Origin of the sequence: Neisseria sp. N95_16, assembly GCF_002551535.2 — a bacterium.
Lineage (GTDB): Bacteria > Pseudomonadota > Gammaproteobacteria > Burkholderiales > Neisseriaceae > Neisseria > Neisseria brasiliensis.
This window is the reverse complement of the sequence record NZ_PDBT02000042.1, coordinates 1-21,454: the sequence shown is the minus strand read 5'-3', so window position 1 is coordinate 21,454 and position 21,454 is coordinate 1. Positions and strand designations below refer to the sequence as shown.

Annotated in this window: 16 protein-coding genes, 2 tRNA genes and 1 pseudogene; 12 read left to right on the top strand and 7 right to left on the bottom strand. The window is 51.7% G+C overall.

Annotation, left to right across the window (positions count from 1 at the left end; translation table 11 throughout):
* Positions 1–244, top strand: a pseudogene (locus CRG49_RS07905) (IS30 family transposase); the annotation flags it as partial.
* A 61-nt stretch (positions 245–305) separates the two neighbouring features.
* Here the strand turns inward: CRG49_RS07905 and CRG49_RS07900 are convergent.
* The 4 genes from CRG49_RS07900 to CRG49_RS07885 all read right to left on the bottom strand — a co-directional run bounded on the left by CRG49_RS07900 (position 306) and on the right by CRG49_RS07885 (position 4,664).
* Positions 306–872: a DUF411 domain-containing protein gene (locus CRG49_RS07900; RefSeq protein ID WP_095503084.1), complete on the bottom strand. Its 567-nt coding sequence runs from the start codon at positions 870–872 to the stop codon at positions 306–308.
* Between the two features lie 225 nt (positions 873–1,097).
* The gene (gene speB, locus CRG49_RS07895) at positions 1,098–2,027 is read right to left on the bottom strand and encodes an agmatinase (RefSeq protein ID WP_095503085.1); all 930 of its coding nucleotides are present in this window, start codon (positions 2,025–2,027) and stop codon (positions 1,098–1,100) included.
* Between the two features lie 65 nt (positions 2,028–2,092).
* Entirely contained in the window at positions 2,093–3,985 is a 1,893-nt protein-coding gene (gene speA, locus CRG49_RS07890) for a biosynthetic arginine decarboxylase (protein WP_095503086.1), read from the bottom strand.
* Positions 3,986–4,199: 214 nt separating this feature from the next.
* Positions 4,200–4,664 (bottom strand): universal stress protein, encoded by a 465-nt coding sequence (locus tag CRG49_RS07885; protein ID WP_095503087.1) that lies wholly within the window; start codon positions 4,662–4,664, stop codon positions 4,200–4,202.
* 186 nt (positions 4,665–4,850) lie between these two features.
* Here CRG49_RS07885 and CRG49_RS07880 point away from each other — a divergent pair, with 186 nt between their 5' ends.
* From CRG49_RS07880 to pncB, 3 genes are all read left to right on the top strand, one after another.
* Complete coding sequence (locus CRG49_RS07880; RefSeq protein WP_095503088.1) at positions 4,851–5,627, top strand: ThiF family adenylyltransferase; 777 nt, start codon at positions 4,851–4,853, stop codon at positions 5,625–5,627.
* Positions 5,624–6,484 carry a ScpA family protein gene (locus CRG49_RS07875; protein WP_095503089.1) on the top strand — a complete coding sequence of 287 codons (861 nt, stop codon included), beginning with the start codon at positions 5,624–5,626 and terminating at the stop codon, positions 6,482–6,484. Before CRG49_RS07880 ends, CRG49_RS07875 begins: the two co-directional genes overlap by 4 nt.
* A 77-nt stretch (positions 6,485–6,561) precedes the next feature.
* On the top strand, positions 6,562–7,785 hold the full coding sequence (pncB, locus tag CRG49_RS07870) for a nicotinate phosphoribosyltransferase (RefSeq protein ID WP_095503090.1): 1,224 nt from the start codon (positions 6,562–6,564) through the stop codon (positions 7,783–7,785).
* Positions 7,786–7,852: 67 nt separating this feature from the next.
* Here pncB and CRG49_RS07865 read toward each other — a convergent pair whose 3' ends face one another.
* The 3 genes from CRG49_RS07865 to CRG49_RS07855 all read right to left on the bottom strand — a co-directional run bounded on the left by CRG49_RS07865 (position 7,853) and on the right by CRG49_RS07855 (position 8,953).
* Complete coding sequence (locus CRG49_RS07865; RefSeq protein ID WP_095503091.1) at positions 7,853–8,377, bottom strand: hypothetical protein; 525 nt, start codon at positions 8,375–8,377, stop codon at positions 7,853–7,855.
* A 404-nt stretch (positions 8,378–8,781) separates the two neighbouring features.
* A tRNA-Glu gene (locus tag CRG49_RS07860) sits at positions 8,782–8,856 on the bottom strand.
* Positions 8,857–8,876: 20 nt separating this feature from the next.
* Positions 8,877–8,953: transfer RNA gene (locus tag CRG49_RS07855), tRNA-Arg, on the bottom strand.
* A 119-nt stretch (positions 8,954–9,072) separates the two neighbouring features.
* On the opposite strand from CRG49_RS07855, the gene CRG49_RS07850 reads away from it, so the two are divergent.
* From CRG49_RS07850 to CRG49_RS07815, 8 genes are all read left to right on the top strand, one after another.
* Complete coding sequence (locus CRG49_RS07850) at positions 9,073–10,464, top strand: 3'-5' exonuclease family protein (RefSeq protein ID WP_095501886.1); 1,392 nt, start codon at positions 9,073–9,075, stop codon at positions 10,462–10,464.
* Positions 10,465–10,637: 173 nt separating this feature from the next.
* Positions 10,638–11,429, top strand: coding sequence for a Cof-type HAD-IIB family hydrolase (locus CRG49_RS07845; RefSeq protein WP_095501887.1), 792 nt, complete (start codon positions 10,638–10,640; stop codon positions 11,427–11,429).
* Between the two features lie 384 nt (positions 11,430–11,813).
* Positions 11,814–15,485 (top strand): nitrate reductase subunit alpha, encoded by a 3,672-nt coding sequence (locus CRG49_RS07840; protein ID WP_095501888.1) that lies wholly within the window; start codon positions 11,814–11,816, stop codon positions 15,483–15,485.
* A 129-nt stretch (positions 15,486–15,614) separates the two neighbouring features.
* On the top strand, positions 15,615–17,171 hold the full coding sequence (gene narH / locus CRG49_RS07835) for a nitrate reductase subunit beta (protein ID WP_095501889.1): 1,557 nt from the start codon (positions 15,615–15,617) through the stop codon (positions 17,169–17,171).
* Positions 17,171–17,830 carry a nitrate reductase molybdenum cofactor assembly chaperone gene (gene narJ, locus CRG49_RS07830; RefSeq protein ID WP_369832025.1) on the top strand — a complete coding sequence of 220 codons (660 nt, stop codon included), beginning with the start codon at positions 17,171–17,173 and terminating at the stop codon, positions 17,828–17,830. Before narH ends, narJ begins: the two co-directional genes overlap by 1 nt.
* Positions 17,831–17,843: 13 nt before the next feature.
* Positions 17,844–18,527: a respiratory nitrate reductase subunit gamma gene (gene narI / locus CRG49_RS07825; RefSeq protein WP_095501891.1), complete on the top strand. Its 684-nt coding sequence runs from the start codon at positions 17,844–17,846 to the stop codon at positions 18,525–18,527.
* Between the two features lie 98 nt (positions 18,528–18,625).
* Complete coding sequence (locus CRG49_RS07820; protein ID WP_095501892.1) at positions 18,626–19,849, top strand: nitrate/nitrite transporter; 1,224 nt, start codon at positions 18,626–18,628, stop codon at positions 19,847–19,849.
* Between the two features lie 73 nt (positions 19,850–19,922).
* The gene (locus CRG49_RS07815; protein ID WP_095501893.1) at positions 19,923–21,308 is read left to right on the top strand and encodes a NarK family nitrate/nitrite MFS transporter; all 1,386 of its coding nucleotides are present in this window, start codon (positions 19,923–19,925) and stop codon (positions 21,306–21,308) included.
* The last annotated feature ends 146 nt before the right edge of the window (positions 21,309–21,454 follow it).

Here is a 21,454-nt window from a genome sequence, read left to right as displayed (position 1 = left end):
CCTTTACCGCTATCTCGCCAAAGACCGTCAAAACGGCGGCGACCTGTACACCCATCTGCGTATCGTTTCCAAACCCTACCGCAGAAAATACGGCAGCGGTGCATGGACAAAAGGCAGCGTACCGGACAGAACCGACATTGAACACAGACCTGCCATTGTCGATCAAAAAGAGCGGGTCGGCGATTTCGAGATGGACACCATTGTCGGTAAAGATCAAAAAAGCGGACTGGTGGTTGCTGTTGAAATGCGAATGTAAGGGCCTTTGTTTGGTGCCATCGCCAATATAATCATGGCTATTGGAATCATTAATACTGATCGGATGGCTGGTCGATTTTAGCAAAAACCTGATAAGTGCCATCATGATTCAGCTGCATAACTTCATAAGGCATAAAATGCCCCCCATTCTCCATACCCACGCTGCCTACGGGCATGCCCGGTACAGCAAGACCAATCGCATTTTCAGGGGGATTTTCTAAAAAGGCAGTCATTGCCTTCATGGGGACATGCCCTTCAAATACATAACCGGAGCTGCTGACTGTGGTATGGCATGAGCGCATCTCCGGTGCAATCGCATACTGATCTTTGATTTCAGCCACTTTGGCATTACTTGAAAGCACCACATCCTTTATCACCCAGCTATCCGCTTTGGCATGTTCTATCCATTGATGGCAGCAGCCACAGTTAGCATCACGGTTAACCGTCAGTTGCTCTTTTAATCTTTTTTGAGCAGATGTTGAATATGAAGAAGAATGCCCAGCGACAGATACCGGCGCTGTTTTCTCCTGCAAATTCACGTTTTCCTGTTGAATATCCGTTTTTTGACACGCAACGAGCAACAGGCTCAAAACAACAAAACTCAGTTTATTTTTCATAAAATACCCTATTCATGGTAATGGATTCCACTATTTTAAAAGCTGCTTTTTAATGATACTAGACTTTTAACTGTGCTGGAGAGGCAAGTTATTTTCAGACTCACACGAAAGTATTATTCGCAACTTTTCGAGTGGTTGACCAAAGCATATGCCGTATCAATCCTAATAGTTTCAGACGGCATATTGATTTAGCCAAACACTGATTATCCAACAATTTAAATTACATCAACCAGCTTTTTTTGCCCCTTGCAAATACAACATTTCCAGCGCAATGGTCGCGCCGGCCAAGGCGGTGATGTCGGCTTGGTCGTAAGACGGGGCAACTTCGACCACATCCATGCCGACGATGTTTAAATCAGTCAGGCCGCGCAGGATTTTCAGGACGCGGTCGGTGGTCAGGCCGCCGCACACAGGCGTGCCGGTGCCGGGTGCAAAGGCGGGGTCGATGCAGTCGATGTCGAAAGTCAGGTACACCGGCATATCACCGACGGTTTCTTTGATTTTGGCCACGGTGGTTTCGACGCTGTCGTCATTGACTTGCGGTGCGCTCAAAACGGTAAACGGCAACGATTTGTTGTGTTCGGTGCGGATGCCGATTTGCACCGAGCGCGACGGGTCGATTAAGCCTTCTTTCGGCGCGGTATAAAACATGGTGCCGTGATCGAATTCGCTGCCGTTGGCGTAGGTGTCGGTGTGGGCATCGAAATGCACCAAGGCAAGTTTGCCGAAATGTTTGGCGTGGGCGCGCAATAAGGGCAGGGTCACAAAATGGTCGCCGCCCAAACTCAAGCATTTTTTACCGGCTTGCAGCAATTGTGTCGCGTGGGCTTCGAGTTTTTCGACAAAATCGCGGCTGTCGCCAAAGGAATAAACCAAGTCGCCACAATCGACGATGTTTAAGCGTTCGCGCACGTCGAATGTCCACGGAAAACGCTTGTGTTCCCACGTCAGGTTCACCGAAGCCCGACGGATGGATTCGGGGCCGAAGCGTGCACCGGAACGGCCGGATACGGCGATGTCGTAAGGAATGCCGGTAATCACCCACTCGGCATCGCCTTCGTAAGGGTTGAAATCAAGCGGCAGACGCAGGAAGCCGAAACTGTTGGAAACCAGTGAATTATCGGTTTGTCCGGCAAGGGTGGTGTATGGGTTCATTTTGTATCCTTTTAATATATAACTGTTTTTTCAGACGGCCTTTTTATCAATAGGCCGTCTGAACATCATTCTTCTTCCAAATAAGTATAGCCATTCAGCCCGATTTCCAGCTCTTTCAAAAATGCCATCGCTTGCGAAGCCGGTAAATCGGAATGTTCAATTTGTTCGCGGTAACGGCGCATCAACTCTTTCGGGTCTTGGTACACATATTCGAGCATATCGGCGACGGTATTGCCTTCGTCGTAATCGACTACATCAAATTGGTTTTCGCCGTGTACCATCACGTCGATGGTGGTGGTATCGCCGAACAAGTTGTGCATATTGCCCAAAATTTCCTGATACGCGCCGACCATGAAAAAACCCAGCAACGGCGGATTGTCATCAGGATAATCGGGCATCGGCATGGTGGTGGCAATGCCGTCGCCGTCGATGTAGTGGTCGATGGTGCCGTCTGAATCGCAGGTAATGTCCAGCAACACGGCGCGGCGGGCAACTTTTTCGTTCAAGCCGGTAATCGGGCAAACGGGGAACAATTGGTCAATGCCCCACACATCAGGCAGAGATTGGAACAGCGAAAAATTCACATACAGTTTATCGGCAAACCGCTCTTGCAATTCATCGATGATGGTGCGGTGCGAGCGGTGTTTTTCGTTAAACAATTCGCCCACTTCGTGGCAGATATTCAAATAAAGCTGCTCTGCCCACGCGCGTTGCTCAAGGCTGAGCAGGCCGACGTTGTATTGATTGTGCACGTCCGACAAATCAAACTGGCTTTCGTGTATCCAGCTTCTGAGCGAACGCTTTTCGCGCGAAGCGAAAATATCCGTCCATGTTTCCCACATGCTGTGTAACACACGCGGATCGTCTTCAGACGGCGCACTCAACTCTTGCGGCGTGTAACGTTCCGCACCAATCACATTCGCCACCAATACGGCATGGTGCGCGGTAATGCCGCGACCGCTTTCGGTGATGATGGTCGGGTGTGGCAGATTGTGTTCGCGACAGGCTTGGCCGATGCCCCACACCACGGTTTCGGCATATTCGGTTAGGCTGTAATTGACCGAGCAATCCGATTGCGTACGGTTGCCTTCGTAATCCACACCCAAGCCGCCGCCCACGTCGAAGCATTGGATATTCACGCCGAGCTTATGCAATTCGACATAAAACCGCGCCGACTCACGCACGCCGGTGGCCACGTCGCGGATATTGCCCAGTTGCGAGCCAAGATGGAAATGCAGCAATTGCAGGCAGTCCAAGCGGTTGCTCTGTTTCAACACATCGACCAAATGCAGCACTTGCGAAGCCGACAAGCCAAATTTCGATTTATCGCCGCCCGAAGCCTGCCATTTGCCCGAGCCTTGCGAAGCCAAACGCGCACGCACGCCCAAGCGCGGTTTCACGCCCAGTTTTTCCGCTTCTTCCAGCACCATTTCGATTTCGGAAATTTTCTCAATCACCAAATAAACCTGATGGCCGAGTTTTTCGCCCATCAAAGCAAAGCGGATGTATTCGCGGTCTTTATAGCCGTTGCAGACAATCAGCGTCTGCGTGGTGCCGGCGTGCGCCAACACGGCCATCAGTTCCGCTTTCGAGCCTGCTTCCAAACCATGCGGCTGCCGGCTGTGAATCAGCGTTTCAATCACGCGGCGGTGTTGGTTGACCTTAATCGGATACACCAAACAATAATCGCCTTCATAGCCAAAACCGGCTCTGGCCGTCTGAAACGCCTGATTAATCGAGCGCAGGCGGTGTTGCAAAATTTGCGGAAAGCAAAACAAAATCGGCAACCGTGCACCCTGCTTTTGCTGCACCGACTCGGCCAGCTTTTGCAGCGACACGGTTTTCTCCGGCTCGGCCGGATTCGGGCGCACAATCACCTCTCCCTTGTCATCGGCATCATAATAATTAATGCCCCAATAACGGATATTGCAGACCTCGCTGATGGTCGGTACAGCCATGTTTGCTTCCCTTCAAATAGAATGATTACGCTAAACTCAAAAAGCGATTATAAAACCAATTGGTGACAAAATAAGGATTTTTTCGGCATTTTGAGAAATTATTTGCCAATATTTTCAAGATAATGAAAAACAAATATTCACATTGCCTAAATCATAACAAAAGGCCGTCTGAAATATTTCAGACGGCCTGTATTCAGTTGCGCTTAAAGAAGCATTATTCTTCTTCGGCTTTGCTGCGGATTACCAACAATGGCAAGTGGCTTTGGCGCATCACGGTTTCGGCGAAGCTGCCCATCAGCAAATGCATGAGACCGGTGCGTCCATGTGTGCCCAACACCAGCAAATCAGCGCCGTTGGCATCGGCGTAGTCCACCAATTCTTGTGCCATTTCACGCGCGCCTTTGTTGGCCACCAGCAAGTGTTTCACAATGTTGGTCACACCGTCTTCACGCGCTGATTTTTCAGCAAATTCCAATACTTCATTACCCTGCGCCACAGCAGCAGCTTCGTAGCTTTCGTGTTGCAAAAACTCAGGAGCCAAAGCCATGTATTCCGCCGGATTGGCCACATGCACCAAAGTCAGGCGGGCTTCGTTAACGCTGGCCAAATCAGCCGCATGTTTCAACGCGTTTAAAGAGGTTTCACTACCATCAACGGCAACAACCAAATGCTTATACATTGTCATCTCCTTCCAATGCCTTTTTGCGGCACGATATTTTCAAGTGATGGGATTATAGACTGTTCTTTCAGCTTTACACAACAGCCTTCATGGTTCAAGTATAATACGTCTTTGGCTTTTTGCGATGAATTTTTGCTTCACGCCACCGCCTTTTCATTTATTTTTTGATTTATCACAAGGTTGACCATGTCCGAGATTGATTCCCTGTCATCACGCCGTTTTGGCGGCATTGCCCGATTGTATGGCGATTCAGCATTACAACGCTTTCATCAGGCGCATGTGTGCGTGGTCGGGGTCGGCGGGGTCGGCTCGTGGGCGGTAGAAGCATTGGCACGCAGCGGCATCGGTCGTTTAACTTTGATTGATTTGGACAATGTCGCCGAATCCAATGTCAACCGCCAGCTCCATGCCCTGACCGACGACTTCGGCAAGGCCAAAGTCAGCGCCTTGCACGAGCGCATTTTGCAAATCAATCCGGCTTGTCAAGTGGTTGAAATTGAAGATTTTGTGACCGAAGAAAACCTGCCTGATTTGTTTTCAGACGGCTTTGATTTTGTCATCGATGCCATCGACCAAGTGCGCGTGAAAGCGGTGATGGCGGCTTATTTCGTGCAACACAAACAGCCGTTTATCTTAAGCGGCGGCGCGGGCGGCCAAAAAAATCCGGCCCTGATTCAGACGGCCGATTTAAGCAAAGTCACCCACGACCCTTTGCTGGCCAACTTGCGCTACACCTTGCGCAAACGCTACGGTTTCAGTCGCAACACTGCCGACAAAATGCGTGTGCCTTGCGTGTATTCCACCGAAAACATTACCCCGCCGCAATCGGGCGAAGCCTGCGCTGCGGATGCGGCACCGCAAGGTTTGTCATGCGCCGGTTATGGCGCGAGTATGCTGGTCACCGCCAGCTTCGGCCTGTATTGTGCGCAAGCGGCGATTGGCCATATTGCAGGTGGCAAATGAACGCTGCCGAGATGATGAGGTCGTCTGAAAGCGCGGTGGCGTATGTGTTCGGCCAACCCGTTACCGACATCCCGCAGGATTTGTTTATCCCGCCCGATGCGTTGGAAGTGGTGTTGTCGAGCTTTCAAGGGCCGCTGGATTTGCTGCTGTATTTAATCCGCAAGCAAAATATTGATGTGCTCGATATTCCGATGGTGAAAATCACCGAGCAATATCTGCACTACATCGCGCAAATGGAAGCTTATCAATTTGATTTGGCAGCAGAATATTTATTGATGGCGGCCATGCTGATTGAAATCAAATCCCGTCTGCTGCTGCCGCGCCCCGAAGAAATCGAAGACGAAGAAGTCGACCCGCGCGCCGAATTGGTGCGCCGTCTGCTGGCTTACGAACAAATGAAACTCGCCGCACAAGGCTTGGATGCCCTGCCCCGCGCCGGCCGCGATTTTGCGTGGGTGTATCTGCCTTTGGAAATTGCCGCAGAAACCAAGCTACCTGATGTCGCCGTGGCGGATTTAACGCAGGCTTGGCTCGGTATTTTATCGCGCGCCAAACACACGCGCAGTCATGAAGTGATGCGCGAAGCCATTTCCGTGCGCGCGCAGATGACCTCGATTTTACGCCGTCTGAACGAACATGGTTTCAGCCGTTTTTCTACCTTATTCAAGCCCGAGCAAGGCGCGGCTTATGTGGTGGTGAATTTTATCGCGCTGCTGGAATTGGCCAAAGAAGGCTTGGTGCGCATTGTGCAGGAAAGCAGCTTTGACGAAATCGAAATCCATTTGAAACAGGCCGAAACCGAGGAAATCGAGCTGCCCGAATCGCTTTCAGACGGCCTTGATGCCCAAAATCCATAAAAGTTTGTAAACTTTCGGTCATCTTGGTGGCCAAACATGTTTTAATACTTCATTCGCCCGTTAATAAGAACATCTTTATGACCTCACACGACCCCATCATCAAATCGCTGCTCGACACCGATTTATACAAATTCACCATGTTGCAGGTGATTTTGCATCAATTCCCGCAAACCCACAGCCTGTATGAATTCCGTTGCCGCAACAAAGAAATGGTTTACCCACTGGCCGACATTCAGGAAGAATTCGAACGCGAATTGGATGCCCTGTGCCAACTGCGTTTCACCGACGACGAATTGGATTACCTGCGCCGCCTGCGTTTCATCAAAAGCGACTTTGTCGATTACCTCGAGCTTTTCCAACTGAAACGCCGCTTTGTCAAAGTGCATTCCGACGAACAAGGCCGCTTGCACATTCGCATCGAAGGCCCGATGATTCAGGCAATGTTCTTTGAAATCTTCATTTTGGCGATTGTGAACGAACTCTTCTTCCGCCGCTTGGAAACGCCGGAAGTATTGGCCGAAGGTGAACGCCGTTTACAAACCAAAGTCGATGCCCTAAAACAAATTGCCGCCCAGCAAGACCCTTCCGACCCGCCGTTTTTGATTTCCGATTTCGGCACCCGCCGCCGCTACAATCTTGCGTGGCAGGAACACGTTGTGCGCACCTTAAACGATGCCGCACCGCATATCGTGCGCGGCACCAGCAATGTTTACTTGGCGAAAAAACTCAACATCACGCCCATCGGCACCATGGCGCATGAATTCCTGCAAGCCTTCCAAGCCTTGGATGTGCGCTTGCGCAATTCGCAAAAAGCCGCTCTTGAAACATGGGTACACGAATACCGCGGCGACTTAGGCATTGCACTGACCGATGTGGTTGGCATGGATGCTTTCCTGCGCGATTTTGACCTTTACTTTGCCAAGCTGTTCGACGGCCTGCGACACGACAGTGGCGACCCGTATGCGTGGGGCGACAAAGCCTATGCGCATTATAAAAAGCTCAAAATCGACAGCCACACCAAAATGCTGACCTTTTCAGACGGCCTCGACATCGAGAAATCTTGGGCATTGCACCAATATTTCAAAGACCGTTTCAAAACCAGCTTCGGCATCGGCACCAACCTCACCAACGATATGGGGCATACGCCGCTCAACATCGTGTTGAAACTGGTCGAGTGCAACGGCCAATCGGTTGCCAAGCTTTCCGACTCACCGGGTAAAACCATGACCACCAACGACACTTTCCTCGCCTACCTGCGTCAGGTGTTTGAAATTCCCGAGCCTGAAGCGGATAAGAAATAAACTTGATAAAAAGGCCGTCTGAAAAATTAATTTTCAGACGGCCTTTTATATTCATTTTATCAAACGATTATTTTTTCAAACGCGCAGTCGCGGTTTTATCCAATGAACAACCGCGGGTCACGATTTGATCCACTACTTCGGTTTTACCGTTGACTTGAGTCGTACCACGGATGGTCAGCATATTACCGTCAACTTTATCTACGTTAGCCGGAGTGGCTTTCTCAGCAAACCAAGCCACGTTCTCACCCCAGAAAATATTCTGGTCATTGGCACCGACAACGCGGAACAGATTCGGCGTTAGCTCGTTTTTAAAGCGAACTTGCGCTGCGACCAACTGATTGTTTTTCACACCATACATTACGGTCAATTTCTCTTCGCCTTTAGGGCCGCATTTGTAGGCCACTTCTTTGGTTGAATCAATAGAATCGACCTTAACCGTTTGCGGACCGCTCGCAGCTTGCTGTTGCGCTACCACTTGCTCTTGAGTCGGCTGCTTAGCAGAGGCTGGCTTGGTGCTACCGGTACTGCTACATGCCGACAAAGCCACTGTAGCCACGATTGCCGAAGCGATCCATTTCAAATTTGCATTCATGTGTTTACTCCTATTCAGTTGATTCTGACTAATGTGCTGCTACCTTAGCAGAGAATATTGTATTTGTATTGGATTTGAATGAAAGCATTCTTACCTTATACTCATAAACTCAATTAAATCGGCCATCACAAGATAAATAAAACCATGAAAACAAGCTTCTAAACCAAGGCTTTACACACGAAAAACTTAATCAATTTTAGTAAAGAGATAATTTACATATAAATTATTTGTTCCTAAGCTATCTAAAACTGCTCGATTGGTAAACGGCATGACATGAAAATCAAGTATGCTTGTAAAGATGGTTTTCATGTCATCTGAAACAGAGTTGAACAAAAAGACACACAGCTTTAAAAAACACAAAAAATTAAAGCCTTGCTGAAATCAGCAAGGCTTTAATCAAAATCTGGCACGCCCACGGGGAATCGAACCCCGGTTACCGCCGTGAAAGGGCGATGTCCTAACCGCTAGACGATGGGCGCGGAATAAAGGATTTTCTTAATGGCGCACCCGGAGCGATTCGAACGCCCGACCCTCTGGTTCGTAGCCAGATACTCTATCCAACTGAGCTACGGGTGCGCTGTAAGAAAGATTCGAATTATAGGGATACGCTTAAAATCTGTCAAGCGTTTGACTGGAAAAAAATCTCAAAAAGTGTAGAATGCGCGTTTGTTTGTTGAATTTACAGGAAAAGAAAAATGGCGCACGCTTCGCGTTGGCCGCGGTTGGCTGCTGCTTTTTCCCGCATAGGGTTGCCGGTGGCGGTGGTGGATTTGGAAACGACCGGCGGCAATCTCTATCAAGACCGTGTCACGGAAGTAGCGGTATTGCGCTTTGAAAACGGCCAAGCCAAGCGTTATGAATGGCTGGTCAATCCGCAGCAGCCAATTTCGGATTTTATTGCCCGCTTAACCGGTATTGACGATGAGTTGGTCAAAGATGCGCCGTTTTTTGGCCAAATTGCTGCCGATTTGCTGCCACTTCTGCGTGGTACGCTGCTGCTGGCGCACAACAGCCGCTTTGATTACACGTTTTTGCGACATGAATTTCAACGCATAGGCATTGATTTTGCCGCACCGGCTTTGTGTACGGTGCAATTGTCGCGCCGTCTGTATCCGCAATTTCACAAACACAATCTCGACAGCATCATTGAACGCATGGGTATTTCGGTGGAAAACCGTCACCGCGCCATGACCGATGTTCTGGCTTTGGTGGATTTTTTGGAAAAAAGCCTGGAAGAAAAAGGAGAAGAAGAATGGCTCAACCACAGCCGCGTATTGCTGAATCCGAAAATGCTGCCGACTTGGCTGCCAAACACCTTGGCCGAACAGCTCTACGCCCTGCCCGACAGCGAAGGTGTGCTGGTGTGGCTGGATAAATACGGTCAAGCGCAGGCGGTGCAATCGCATACACGCGCTTATTTTGAAGTAGCGGCCATGTTAAACGGCAAAAAAATTCCGAGCTTTGCACAAAGCGCCGCTTCTATCCGCTTTATGCCGGCCATCGGACCTATGCATGCTTTGTGGTTGAAAGCGCAAGCCATGGTGCAATTTAATCTCAGGCCGTCTGAAACCGTGCGCACATTTACCACGGTGCAATTTTCACCGGATGAACACGGCGTGTTGCAAGCGCGATTGGTGCCAATGAGCAACGGCATTCACCCCCACCGCCCTTATGGTTTTTTCCTGCACAGAAAAGGTGCCAAACGCGCTCTAGCAGCATGGGCGCAGGAATACGGCCTCTGCCCCGATTCCCTGAATATCCTGCCGGAAACCAACGCCAAAAATGAACCTTGCCCGATTCAAGCCATCGGCCAATGTGATGGCTCGTGCCAAGATGCAAACGGTGTGCAACAGCAAAACCGCCGCATCCTCTCGCTCGCTCCCTTGCTACCAGTCGCCGATTGGGGCAGAGCGCACGAAATCGATATTCGCGAAACAGACGAATTATCCGGCGAAACACTGGCGTTCCGCTGCACCGCCAATGCCGTCGCCCTGCCCGATGGCCGCTGGTATTTCGATGACACGCTGCCCGCTATTATTAAAGCGAAATTCAAGCAAGGCAAAACCGCCATTGAAATTCTGAATTAAGTTTCAGACGGCCTTAAATGATGATTTTGCCAACAGGCCGTCTGAAAAACATTGATTGTTCAGACGGCCTGAGACCTTTGTCAAACCCATCAATCTTTCCCCAGCCATATCGCCAAACGTAACGAGTGTTATACAATAGGCCGTCTGAAACCATTTCCCCCACGGCCTTTCCCATGCAAAATCCTAAAATTGTTTTTTTCGACATCGACGACACCATTTACCGCAAATACACCGACACCCTGCGCCCGTCGGTCGGCGAAGCGTTGGCTGCCTTGAAACAGCGCGGCATTTTGACCGCCATTGCCACCGGCCGCCCACCTGTGGCCATTCCTGCCAAAGTCAAAACCTTGATTCAAGAAGTTGGCATCGATATGCTGGTGACCATCAATGGCCAATATATTGAGTTTCAAGGAAAAACCTTGCAGCATTATCCGATGGTAGCCGATGAAGCAGCAGCGGTGTGCAACTTTTTAGCGCAACAAAACATCGCTTATGCTTTTGTAAACAATGCCGAAATCGCCGTTTCCGAAGAAACCGAATGGGCCAAAGATGCCTTATCGAGAATTATCTCGTCGTATCAAGTGGATGCCCACTATTACCGCCAACAACCGGTGTACCAATTATTGGCTTTTTACACACAGGAACGCGATTCAGAAATCGATGCCGCCGTTGCGCAAATGGGTTTCAAAACCGTGCGCTGGCATGAAAACGCGGTGGATATTCTGCGCCAGGAAGGCTCAAAAGCACGTGGCATTGAACATGCCATTGCGAAACTCGGCATAGACATGAAAGACGTAATGGCCTTTGGCGACAGCTTCAACGATGTGGAAATGATGCAGGCCGTCGGCTTTGGCGTGGCGATGGACAACGGCGAAGAAAGCGTAAAAGCATTGGCCGATTATGTCTGCCCGAGCGTAGATGAAGATGGTGTATTGCGCGGCTTGAAAGATTTGGGTGTGATTTAACCATATCAATTGATGGTCAAGCCAAAGCCCGGAGCCTTTACTATCACCCTTTTTCTCTTTGCCACTACCTACTAAAGTAGGTAGTGGCATTTTTATTTGAGATTGAACAGCAAGGCCGTCTGAACACAGGTTTTAGACGGCCTTTTGTTGATTTTTCACTGTTTAGCGCGTTTTTCTACCTTAAGCACAAGGTTCATATCCACTATTCATTTGAAATGGCGCACTCTTTTTCAATCACGGCCATACCGCCGAAAGTCGGTTTGTGATACCGCTGTTTTATACCTCCCATTCATGCTTTAAGCGCGTGGCGGTTTGGCACCTCACGATTTATATTGTTAATCGACAATAAAACATCCGGCAATCATCGCCAGTGAGGACACGACCATGAGCCATTTCTTAGACCGATTGAAATTTTTCACCCAAAAGCATGAAACGTTTGCCAACGGACACGGCGCCGTCACCACGGAAGACCGCAAGTGGGAAAACGCCTACCGCAGCCGCTGGGCGCACGATAAGGAAGTGCGTTCCACCCACGGCGTGAACTGTACCGGTTCATGCTCGTGGAAAATTTTCGTGAAAAACGGTTTGATCACTTGGGAAATCCAGCAAACCGATTATCCGCGCACCCGCCCCGACCTGCCCAACCACGAACCGCGCGGCTGCCCGCGTGGCGCTTCGTACAGCTGGTATGTGTATTCCGCCCAACGCGTGAAATATCCGATGTTGCGCGGCGTTTTGGCGCAAATGTGGCGCGATGCCCGTCAAACCATGTCGCCGGTGGAAGCATGGGCATCGATTGTGGAAGACCCTGCCCGCGCCAAAGCCTATAAAACCCAACGCGGCTTGGGCGGTTTCGTGCGCTCGACTTGGGACGAAGCCTACGAATTGGTGGCAGCAGCCAATGCCTACACCATCAAAAATTATGGCCCCGACCGCGTCATCGGTTTCTCACCGATTCCGGCCATGTCGATGGTGAGCTATGCCGCCGGTGCGCGTTATCTGGGTTTAATCGGCGGTGTGCCACTGTCTTTCTACGACTGGTATTGCGACTTACCGCCGGCCAGCCCGCAAACTTGGGGCGAACAAACCGACGTGGCCGAATCGGCCGACTGGTACAACGCCAACTATCTTTTGGTGTGGGGCTCCAACGTGCCGATGACGCGCACGCCCGATGCCCACTTCTACACCGAAGTCCGCTACAAAGGCACCAAAACCGTGGCCGTGTCTTCCGATTACGGCGAAATGGCCAGGTTCGGCGACATCTGGCTGGCACCGAAACAAGGCACCGATGCGGCCTTGGCGATGGCGATGGGTCATGTGATTTTGAAAGAATTCCATCTCGACAAGCCGTCTGAATATTTCCAAGACTATGTCCGCCGCCTGACCGACATGCCGATGCTGGTGCGCCTGAAAGAAGACGGCCAAGGCTTCCAGCCGGAATATTTCCTGCGTGCTTCCGCCCTTGACGGTAATTTCGGCGAACAAGAAAACCCCGATTGGAAAGTCTTGGCTTGGGACGAGCTTTCAGACGGTCTGATGGCACCGAACGGCTCGGTCGGCTTCCGTTGGGACGGCAGCCAAAAATGGAATCTGGAAACGCGCGCGCAAGGCCAAGACGTGAAAGCCGCCTTGAGCCTGAAAGAGCGTGCCGATGAAGTGGTCAATGTCGGCTTTACCTATTTCGGCAGCGACAACGACGAGCTGATTTACCGCAAAGTGCCGGCCAAACGCATTCAATTGGCCGATGGCAGCAGCGCTTTGGTGGCGACCGTGTTCGACCTGATGATTGCCAACTACGGCGTCGATCACGGCTTGAACGACCCGAATGCCGCCAAAGATTACAGCGAAGACAAACCCTACACCCCTGCTTGGCAGCAAAAACACACCGGCGTCGATCCGAAGCTGGTGATTCAAGTGGCGCGCGAGTTTGCCCAAAACGCGCACGACACCGAAGGCCGTTCGATGGTGATTCTCGGCGCGGGTCTGAACCACTGGTACCACATGGACATGAGCTACCGCGGCATCATCAACATGCTGATGATGTGCGGCTCGATCGGCAAATCTGGCGGCGGCTGGTGTCACTACGTCGGCCAAGAAAAGCTGCGTCCGCAATCGGGCTGGACACCGCTCACCTTCGCGCTCGACTGGCACCGTCCGCCACGCCAAATGAACGGCACATCGTTCTTCTATGCCCACACCAGCCAATGGCGTCATGAGAAATTGGGCGTGGACGAAATTCTGGCACCGGGCTTCAGCGACAGCATGCCGAATATGTCGATGATTGATTACAACGCCAAAGCCGAACGCATGGGCTGGCTGCCTTCTGCGCCGCAACTGACGCAAAATCCGCTCGACGTGGTGGATGCCGCCGAAGCCGCGGGTGTAAATCCGGCCGACTATGTGGTCAACGGCTTAAAAGACGGCAGCATCGACATGGCTTGTAACGACCCCGACAACCCGCTCAACTTCCCGCGCAACCTGTTTGTGTGGCGCTCGAATATTTTGGGGTCATCCGGCAAAGGCCATGAATATTTCCTGAAATACCTGCTCGGCACGCAAAACGCGGTATTGAGTGATGAAGAAGACTGCATCACGCCGTCTGAAATCACCGTGCGTCCGGCGGCGGAAGGCAAACTCGATTTGCTGACCCTGCTCGATTTCCGCATGAACACCACTTGCCTCTACGCCGACGTGATTTTCCCGACCGCGACTTGGTATGAAAAAGACGATTTGAACACATCCGACATGCACCCGTTCATCCACCCGCTGACCGAAGCGGTGCAACCTTTGTGGCAAAGCAAATCTGACTGGGAAATCTACAAAGGCTTGGCGAAAAAATTCAGCGAAATCGCCAAAGATTATCTGGGCGTGCGCAAAGATATCGTGCTGACCCCGCTCATGCACGACAGCCCGCAGGAAATGGGACAGCCGTTTGACCCGAAAGACTGGAAACACGGCGAATGTGAACCGATTCCGGGTAAAACTATGCCGGCCATGACCGTGGTCGAACGCGATTACGGCGCGGTGTACGACAAATTCACTTCCATTGGTCCGTTGCTGGAAAAAATCAACAACAACGGTAAAGGTTTGGCATGGCAAACCGGCCATGAAGTGGAATTCCTGCGCAAACTCAACGGTACACGCAGCGAAGGTGTGGGTAAAAGCCAACCGAAACTGGAAACCGCCATCGACGCCGCCGAAATGATTCTGACTTTGGCACCTGAAACCAACGGTCATGTGTCGATGAAAGCATGGCAGGCTCTGGGTAAAGCGACCGGCCGCGATCACACGCATCTGATTGCCGCCAGCGAACACACGCAAATCCGCTTCCGCGACATCGTGGCGCAGCCGCGCAAAATTGTGTCTTCGCCGATTTGGTCGGGCGTGGAAAGCGAAGAAGTCTGCTACAACGCCGGTTACACCAATGTACACGAACTGATTCCGTGGCGCACCATCACCGGCCGCCAGCAGTTCTACCAAGACCACCATTGGATGCGTGCGTTCGGCGAGCATTTATGTGTGTACAAACCGCCGGTGGATTTCAAAACCACTCAAAAACTGTTGGGCAGATACCCCAACGGCAATCCGGAAATCACGCTTAATTTCCTGACGCCGCACCAAAAATGGGGCATCCACTCCACCTATTCGGAAAACATCCGCATGCTGACGCTCTCGCGCGGCGGCCCGCATGTGTGGGTATCGGAAATCGATGCCAAACGCGCCGGTTTGGTGGATAACGACTGGGTAGAAGTGTTCAACGCCAACGGCACCATCGCTTGCCGCGTAGTGGTGAGCCAGCGAATTCCGGAAACCATGATTCTGATGTACCACGCGCAGGAAAAAATCGTGCACACCCCTGCGGGCGAAGTGTCGAAAAAACGCGGCGGCATCCACAATTCCGTGACCCGCACTATATTGAAACCGACCCACATGATCGGCGGCTACGCCCAACAAGCTTACGGTTTCAACTACTACGGCACCGTCGGCTCCAACCGCGACGAATGGGTGATTGTGCGCAAGATGAACAAAGTGGATTGGATGGACGATCCGGCCTGAGTTTCAGACGGCCTTATACCAAGCATCAAGGCCGTCTGAACACTTCCTGCACGCAGAACATACCCATAAAAAATCTTTCAGACGGCCTCTGAAAAGGCCGTCTGAAACAAAAACACAAGGAACACCATTATGAAAATCCGAGCGCAAATCGGCATGGTTTTGAATCTCGACAAATGTATCGGCTGCCACACGTGCTCCGTAACCTGTAAAAACGTCTGGACGGCACGCGATGGTGTCGAATACGCATGGTTCAACAACGTAGAAACCAAGCCCGGTATCGGCTTTCCAAAAAACTGGGAAGACCAGGAAAAATGGAACGGCGGATGGGTGCGCAAACCCGACGGCAAACTGGTACCGAAACAAGGCGGCAAGCTGAAAATTTTGGCCAATATTTTTGCCAACCCGAACATGCCGCAAATTGACGACTACTACGAGCCGTTTACCTACGACTACGAGCATCTGCAAAACGCACCGAAAATGAAAACGCCGCCGACCGCGCGCCCTGTTTCGGTGCTGACCGGCAAGAAAATGGACAAAGTCGAATGGGGACCCAACTGGGAAGACGACTTGGGCGGCGAATTTGAAAAACGCGCCAAAGACGTTTTATTCGAAGGCATTCAAAAAGACATGCACGCCGCATTCGAGCAGACTTTCATGATGTATCTACCGCGCCTGTGCGAACACTGCCTGAACCCGACCTGCGTCGCTTCTTGCCCGTCCGGCAGCATCTACAAGCGCGAAGACGACGGCATCGTGTTGATCGACCAAGACAAATGCCGCGGCTGGCGCATGTGCGTATCGGGCTGCCCGTACAAAAAAATCTACTACAACTGGACCAGCGGCAAAGCGGAAAAATGCACTTTCTGCTACCCGCGCATCGAAAACGGCCAACCGACCGTCTGCTCCGAAAGCTGCGTCGGCCGCATCCGCTATTTGGGCGTGCTGCTGTATGACGCCGACAAAATCGAACAAGCCGCTTCGGTGGAAAACCCGCAGGATTTGTATGAATCGCAACTGGGCGTGTTCCTGAATCCGAACGACCCCGAAGTGCAACGCCAAGCATTGGAACAAGGCATCAGCCAAAGCTGGCTCGATGCGGCCAAACGCTCGCCCGTATACAAAATGGCGATGGAATGGAAAATCGCCTTCCCGTTGCACCCCGAATACCGCACCCTGCCGATGGTTTGGTATGTGCCGCCTTTGTCACCGATTCAATCCGCCATCGAAAACGGTTTGGTCGGAGAAAACGGCATCATCCCGAGCGTGGACGAAATGCGTATTCCGCTGCGTTATTTAGCCAACCTGCTCACCGCGGGCAAAATCGAGCCGATTAAAGACGCGCTCGAACGCATGATTGCCATGCGCCGCTTCAAACGCGGTCAAGTGGTGCACGGCGAAACGCTGGAGCAAACCTTAGACGGCACCGGCCTGACCCCTGCCCAAGTGGAAGAAATGTATCAGGTGATGGCGATTGCCAACTATGAAGACCGCTTCGTGATTCCGACCAGCCATAAAGAAATGGTGGAAGAAACCTTCAACGAAAAAGGCTGCGGCTTTACCTTCGGCAACGGCTGCTCGGGCGGAGAAAGCAACGAAAGCCTGTTCGGCAAACGCAAAGCCGCGCCGATCGTGTTCCACGGTTTGCGTAAAGACAACGAGAAAAACCGCGAAGAAGGAGTGCACTGATGAGCAACCCTTTGGTTTACAAATGGCTTTCGGCCTTGATGTGTTACCCCGAGCAAGCATTGATTGATGCCTTGCCCGAGTTTCAGACGGCCTTGAACGAATGGCCCGAATTAAATCCGAAACGCGAAGCTTTGCAAGCTTTTTTGGATTATCTGGGCAATACGTCTTTGCGCGAATTGCAGGAATATTATGTGTTGAATTTTGACCGCAACCGCCATCAGGCGCTGTATCTGTTCGAGCATGTCTATGGTGAAGACCGCGACCGCGGCAGCGCGATGGTGGATTTAATCGAAGAATACCGCCGCCACGGCTTTGAGTTGGGCGATGAAGAATTGCCGGATTACCTGCCTGCGGTGTTGGAATTTTTGTCGTTTATTCCGGAAAGTGAAGCGCAAAAAATCCTCGGCGATGCGGTGCATGTGATTGCACACATTGCCGGAAAACTCGAAACCGCCGGTTCGCCTTATGCCGCACTATTGCAAGCAGCGGCAGCGCTGACGCCGGTCGAGCCGAAAGCCTTAATCGAGCCGCCGGTGCGCGACATGGACGAAGCCATGGAAATGTTCGGCCCCGACATGGCAGGCATCGAGCCTTTGCTGAAACCGACCATCGAAACCGTACAGTTTTACCCCAAGGGCAGCCTTGGCGCACGCCCTTAAAGGAGGATAAATCATGAATACCTTCAATCAATTTTTCTTCGGCATTTACCCGTATATCTGTCTGGCGGTGTTTTTCTTCGGCAGCTTGGTGCGCTTTGACCGCGAACAGTATTCGTGGAAAAGCGATTCGAGTCAATTACTGTTTCACGGCCAATTGCGCTTGGGCAGTATTTTGATGCACGTGGGCATTTTAGCCGTATTTTTCGGCCACTTGTTCGGCCTATTAACCCCGTTGTGGTTTTGGGATGCCATCGGCGTGAGCCACGGCGCGAAACAGGTGTTTGCGATGGTGATGGGCGGCGTATTTGGCGTGATGGCGCTGGTCGGCCTGATTTTGTTGATTTTGCGCCGTTTCAAAATCGACCGCATCAATGCCAATAGCTCTTGGCAGGATAAATTGGTGTTGATTTGGCTGTTGATTACCTTGGTATTGGGTTTATGTACCATCTTTGTCAGCATGGGTCATCTCGATGGCCACGAAATGGTGAAACTCATGCACTGGGCGCAGTACATCGTCACCTTCCGCGGCGGTGCAGCTAGCTATCTGGCAGACGTGAATTTCCTCTTCAAGCTGCATATTTTCATGGGCATGACTTTCTTCTTTATCTTCCCGTTCACCCGCATGGTGCACGTTTGGAGCGGTTTTGCCAGCGTGGCTTATGTCGGACGCGCATGGCAGTTGGTGCGCCGCCGTTAAATCCGGTTTTTCAGACGGCCTTTGCATCACATCAATTCAAGGCTGTCTGAAAGCTGAATCTGAATTCGTATCAAACCATTAAGAAAGGCAGGGGGACAATGGCCTCCGAAACGTATAAACGCTATTCCGTGCTGATTACCAGCACCTTCGCATTCACCGTCTGCTTCATGATTTGGATGATGATGGCGGTGGTTGGTATTCCGGTGAAAAACGAGCTGGGCTTGTCGGAAACCGAATTCGGCATTTTGGCCGCACTGCCGGTGTTGTCCGGCTCGCTGATTCGTGTGCCGCTGGGCATTTGGACCGACCGTTACGGCGGCCGCATCGTGATGTTTGTGCTGATGATGTTGAGCGTGCCGGCGATTTTCCTGATGAAATACGCCGATGCCTACTGGCAGTTTCTGATTATCGGCCTGATGATGGGTTTGGCCGGCGGTTCGTTTTCAGTCGGCACGCCTTATGTCGCACGTTGGTTCCCGAAAGACCAACAAGGCTTGGCCATGGGCGTGTTCGGCGCGGGTAATGCCGGTGCCGCGGTCAACAAATTCCTCGCCCCGGCCCTGATTGCTTACGGCACTTGGCATTTTGTACCGACCGTTTACGCAGCGGTGATGCTGGGCACAGCGATTTTGTTTTGGTTCACCAGCTACCACGACCCAAAACACTTGGTGCCTTCCAACACCAGTCTGAAACAGCAATTACTGCTGTTGAAAGACCCAGGCGTGTTGCGTTACAGCCAATATTATTCGGTGGTGTTCGGCGGTTATGTCGGTTTGTCGTTGTGGATGACCAAATACTACATTGATGAATACGGCCTGAGCATCCAGACAGCCGCATTTTTAGCAGCCTGTTTCTCGCTGCCGGGCGGCGTGTTGCGCGCGCTGGGCGGCTACCTTTCCGACAAATACGGCGCGTATAAAGTCACTTGGGGCGTGATGTGGGTATTGTGGGTGTGTTTCTTTATCTTGTCTTACCCGCAAACCGAAATGGTGATTCAGACGGCCAAAGGCCCAATGAGCATGAGCATCGGCTTGAACGTGACCGTGTTTACCCTGCTGATGTTTGCCGCCGGTATTGCGATGGCGGTGGGTAAAGCTTCGGTATTTAAATTCGTAGCCAATGACTACCCCGACAACATCGGTGCGGTTTCCGGCGCGGTCGGCTTGGCCGGTGGCATGGGCGGCTTTTTATTGCCGATTATGTTCGGCGCGCTTTTGGACTTCACCGGCATCCGCTCGACTGCGTTTATGCTGTTGTACGGCACGGTGTGTATCTCACTGATTTGGATGCACTTCTCGTTCAAAGGCAAACGCCAAGAATAAACTTTTAAGGCCGTCTGAACGATAATCTTCTCTTTCAGACGGCCTTTGTCAAAACACCATAAGGAGTAACGCGATGTCGCGTTTGATTCAAGACTGGCGGCCGGAAGATTCCGATTTCTGGCAAAACGGCGGCAAGAAAACCGCTTCCCGCAATTTGTGGATTTCCATTCCCGCGCTGATGCTGGCGTTTGCCATTTGGCAGGTGTGGAGCGTGGCGGTGATTAATCTGCCGTCTATCGGTTTCCAATACAATGAAAACCAACTCTTCTGGCTGGCGGCGATGCCGGCATTGTCGGGCGCGACCTTGCGTATTTTTTATTCGTTTTTGGTGCCGATTTTCGGTGGCCGCCGTTGGACGGCGATTTCCACCGCCAGCCTGCTCTTACCCGCCGTCGGTTTGGGTTTGGCGGTGCAAAACCCCGACACCAGCTACACCACCATGCTGATTCTGGCTTTGCTGTGCGGCTTTGGCGGCGGCAATTTCTCATCCAGCATGGCCAACATCAGTTTCTTTTATCCGAAAGCGGAAAAAGGCACGGCCATGGGCTTGAACGCAGGTTTGGGCAACTTGGGCGTATCGGTGGCGCAGTTTCTGGTACCGCTGGTGATTACCGCCGCTTTGTTCGGCAGCTTGGGCGGCGAACCGCAAACTTGGGTCAAAGACGGCGTCACCAAACAAATCTGGCTGCAAAACGCGGGCTTTGTGTGGGTACCGTTTATCATCCTGTCAACCGTCGTGGCGTGGTTCGGCATGAACGATTTGGCCAGCGCCAAAGCCAGCTTCAAAGATCAGGCGGTGATTTTCAAGCGCAAACACAACTGGATTATGTGCATCATTTATTTGGGTACCTTCGGCTCATTCTTGGGCTTTGCCGCCGGTTTCCCGCTGTTGACCAAAAGCCAGTTTACCGGTGTTGATCCGGTGAAATATGCCTTTATCGGCCCTTTGGTCGGTGCGCTGGTGCGCCCTTTCGGCGGCTGGTTGTCGGATAAAATCCAGAGCGGCGCAAAAATCACGCAATGGGTATTTGTCGGCATGATTATCGCTGTGTTCGGCGTGCTGTTTTTCCTGCCTTCAGACGGCCACGGCGGTCATTTCTGGGGCTTCTTCGCCTGCTTTATCGCCCTATTTGCGCTCACCGGCATCGGCAACGGTTCGACCTTCATGCAGATTCCGATTATCTTCCTGATTCAGCAGCAGCGTTTGGCCGAACAAGAAGGCGTCATCAGCCGCGAGCAAGCCTTAATCAACGCGGGCAAAGAAGGCGCGGCGGTGGCCGGTTTTACCGGTGCGTTTGCGGCCTACGGCGGCTTTTTCATCCCCAAAAGTTACGGCACATCCATCGCGCTGACCGGCAGCGTCAACATGGCTTTATATGGCTTTATCGCGTTTTACGTCATCTGCCTGTTGTTGAATTGGTGGTATTACACCCGCGCGCAAGCGGAAGTGAAATGTTAGCCTAATCATGGTTTTCAGACGGCCTTATGCAAGGCCGTCTGAACCTGTTAGGGCGTGTCCCTAATTTGAATAAGCCCAAAAGAGCCCTATTTTAACCCTATATTCCAACGAAATATAGGCAAACACAAACAATGGCGAGAACCGCA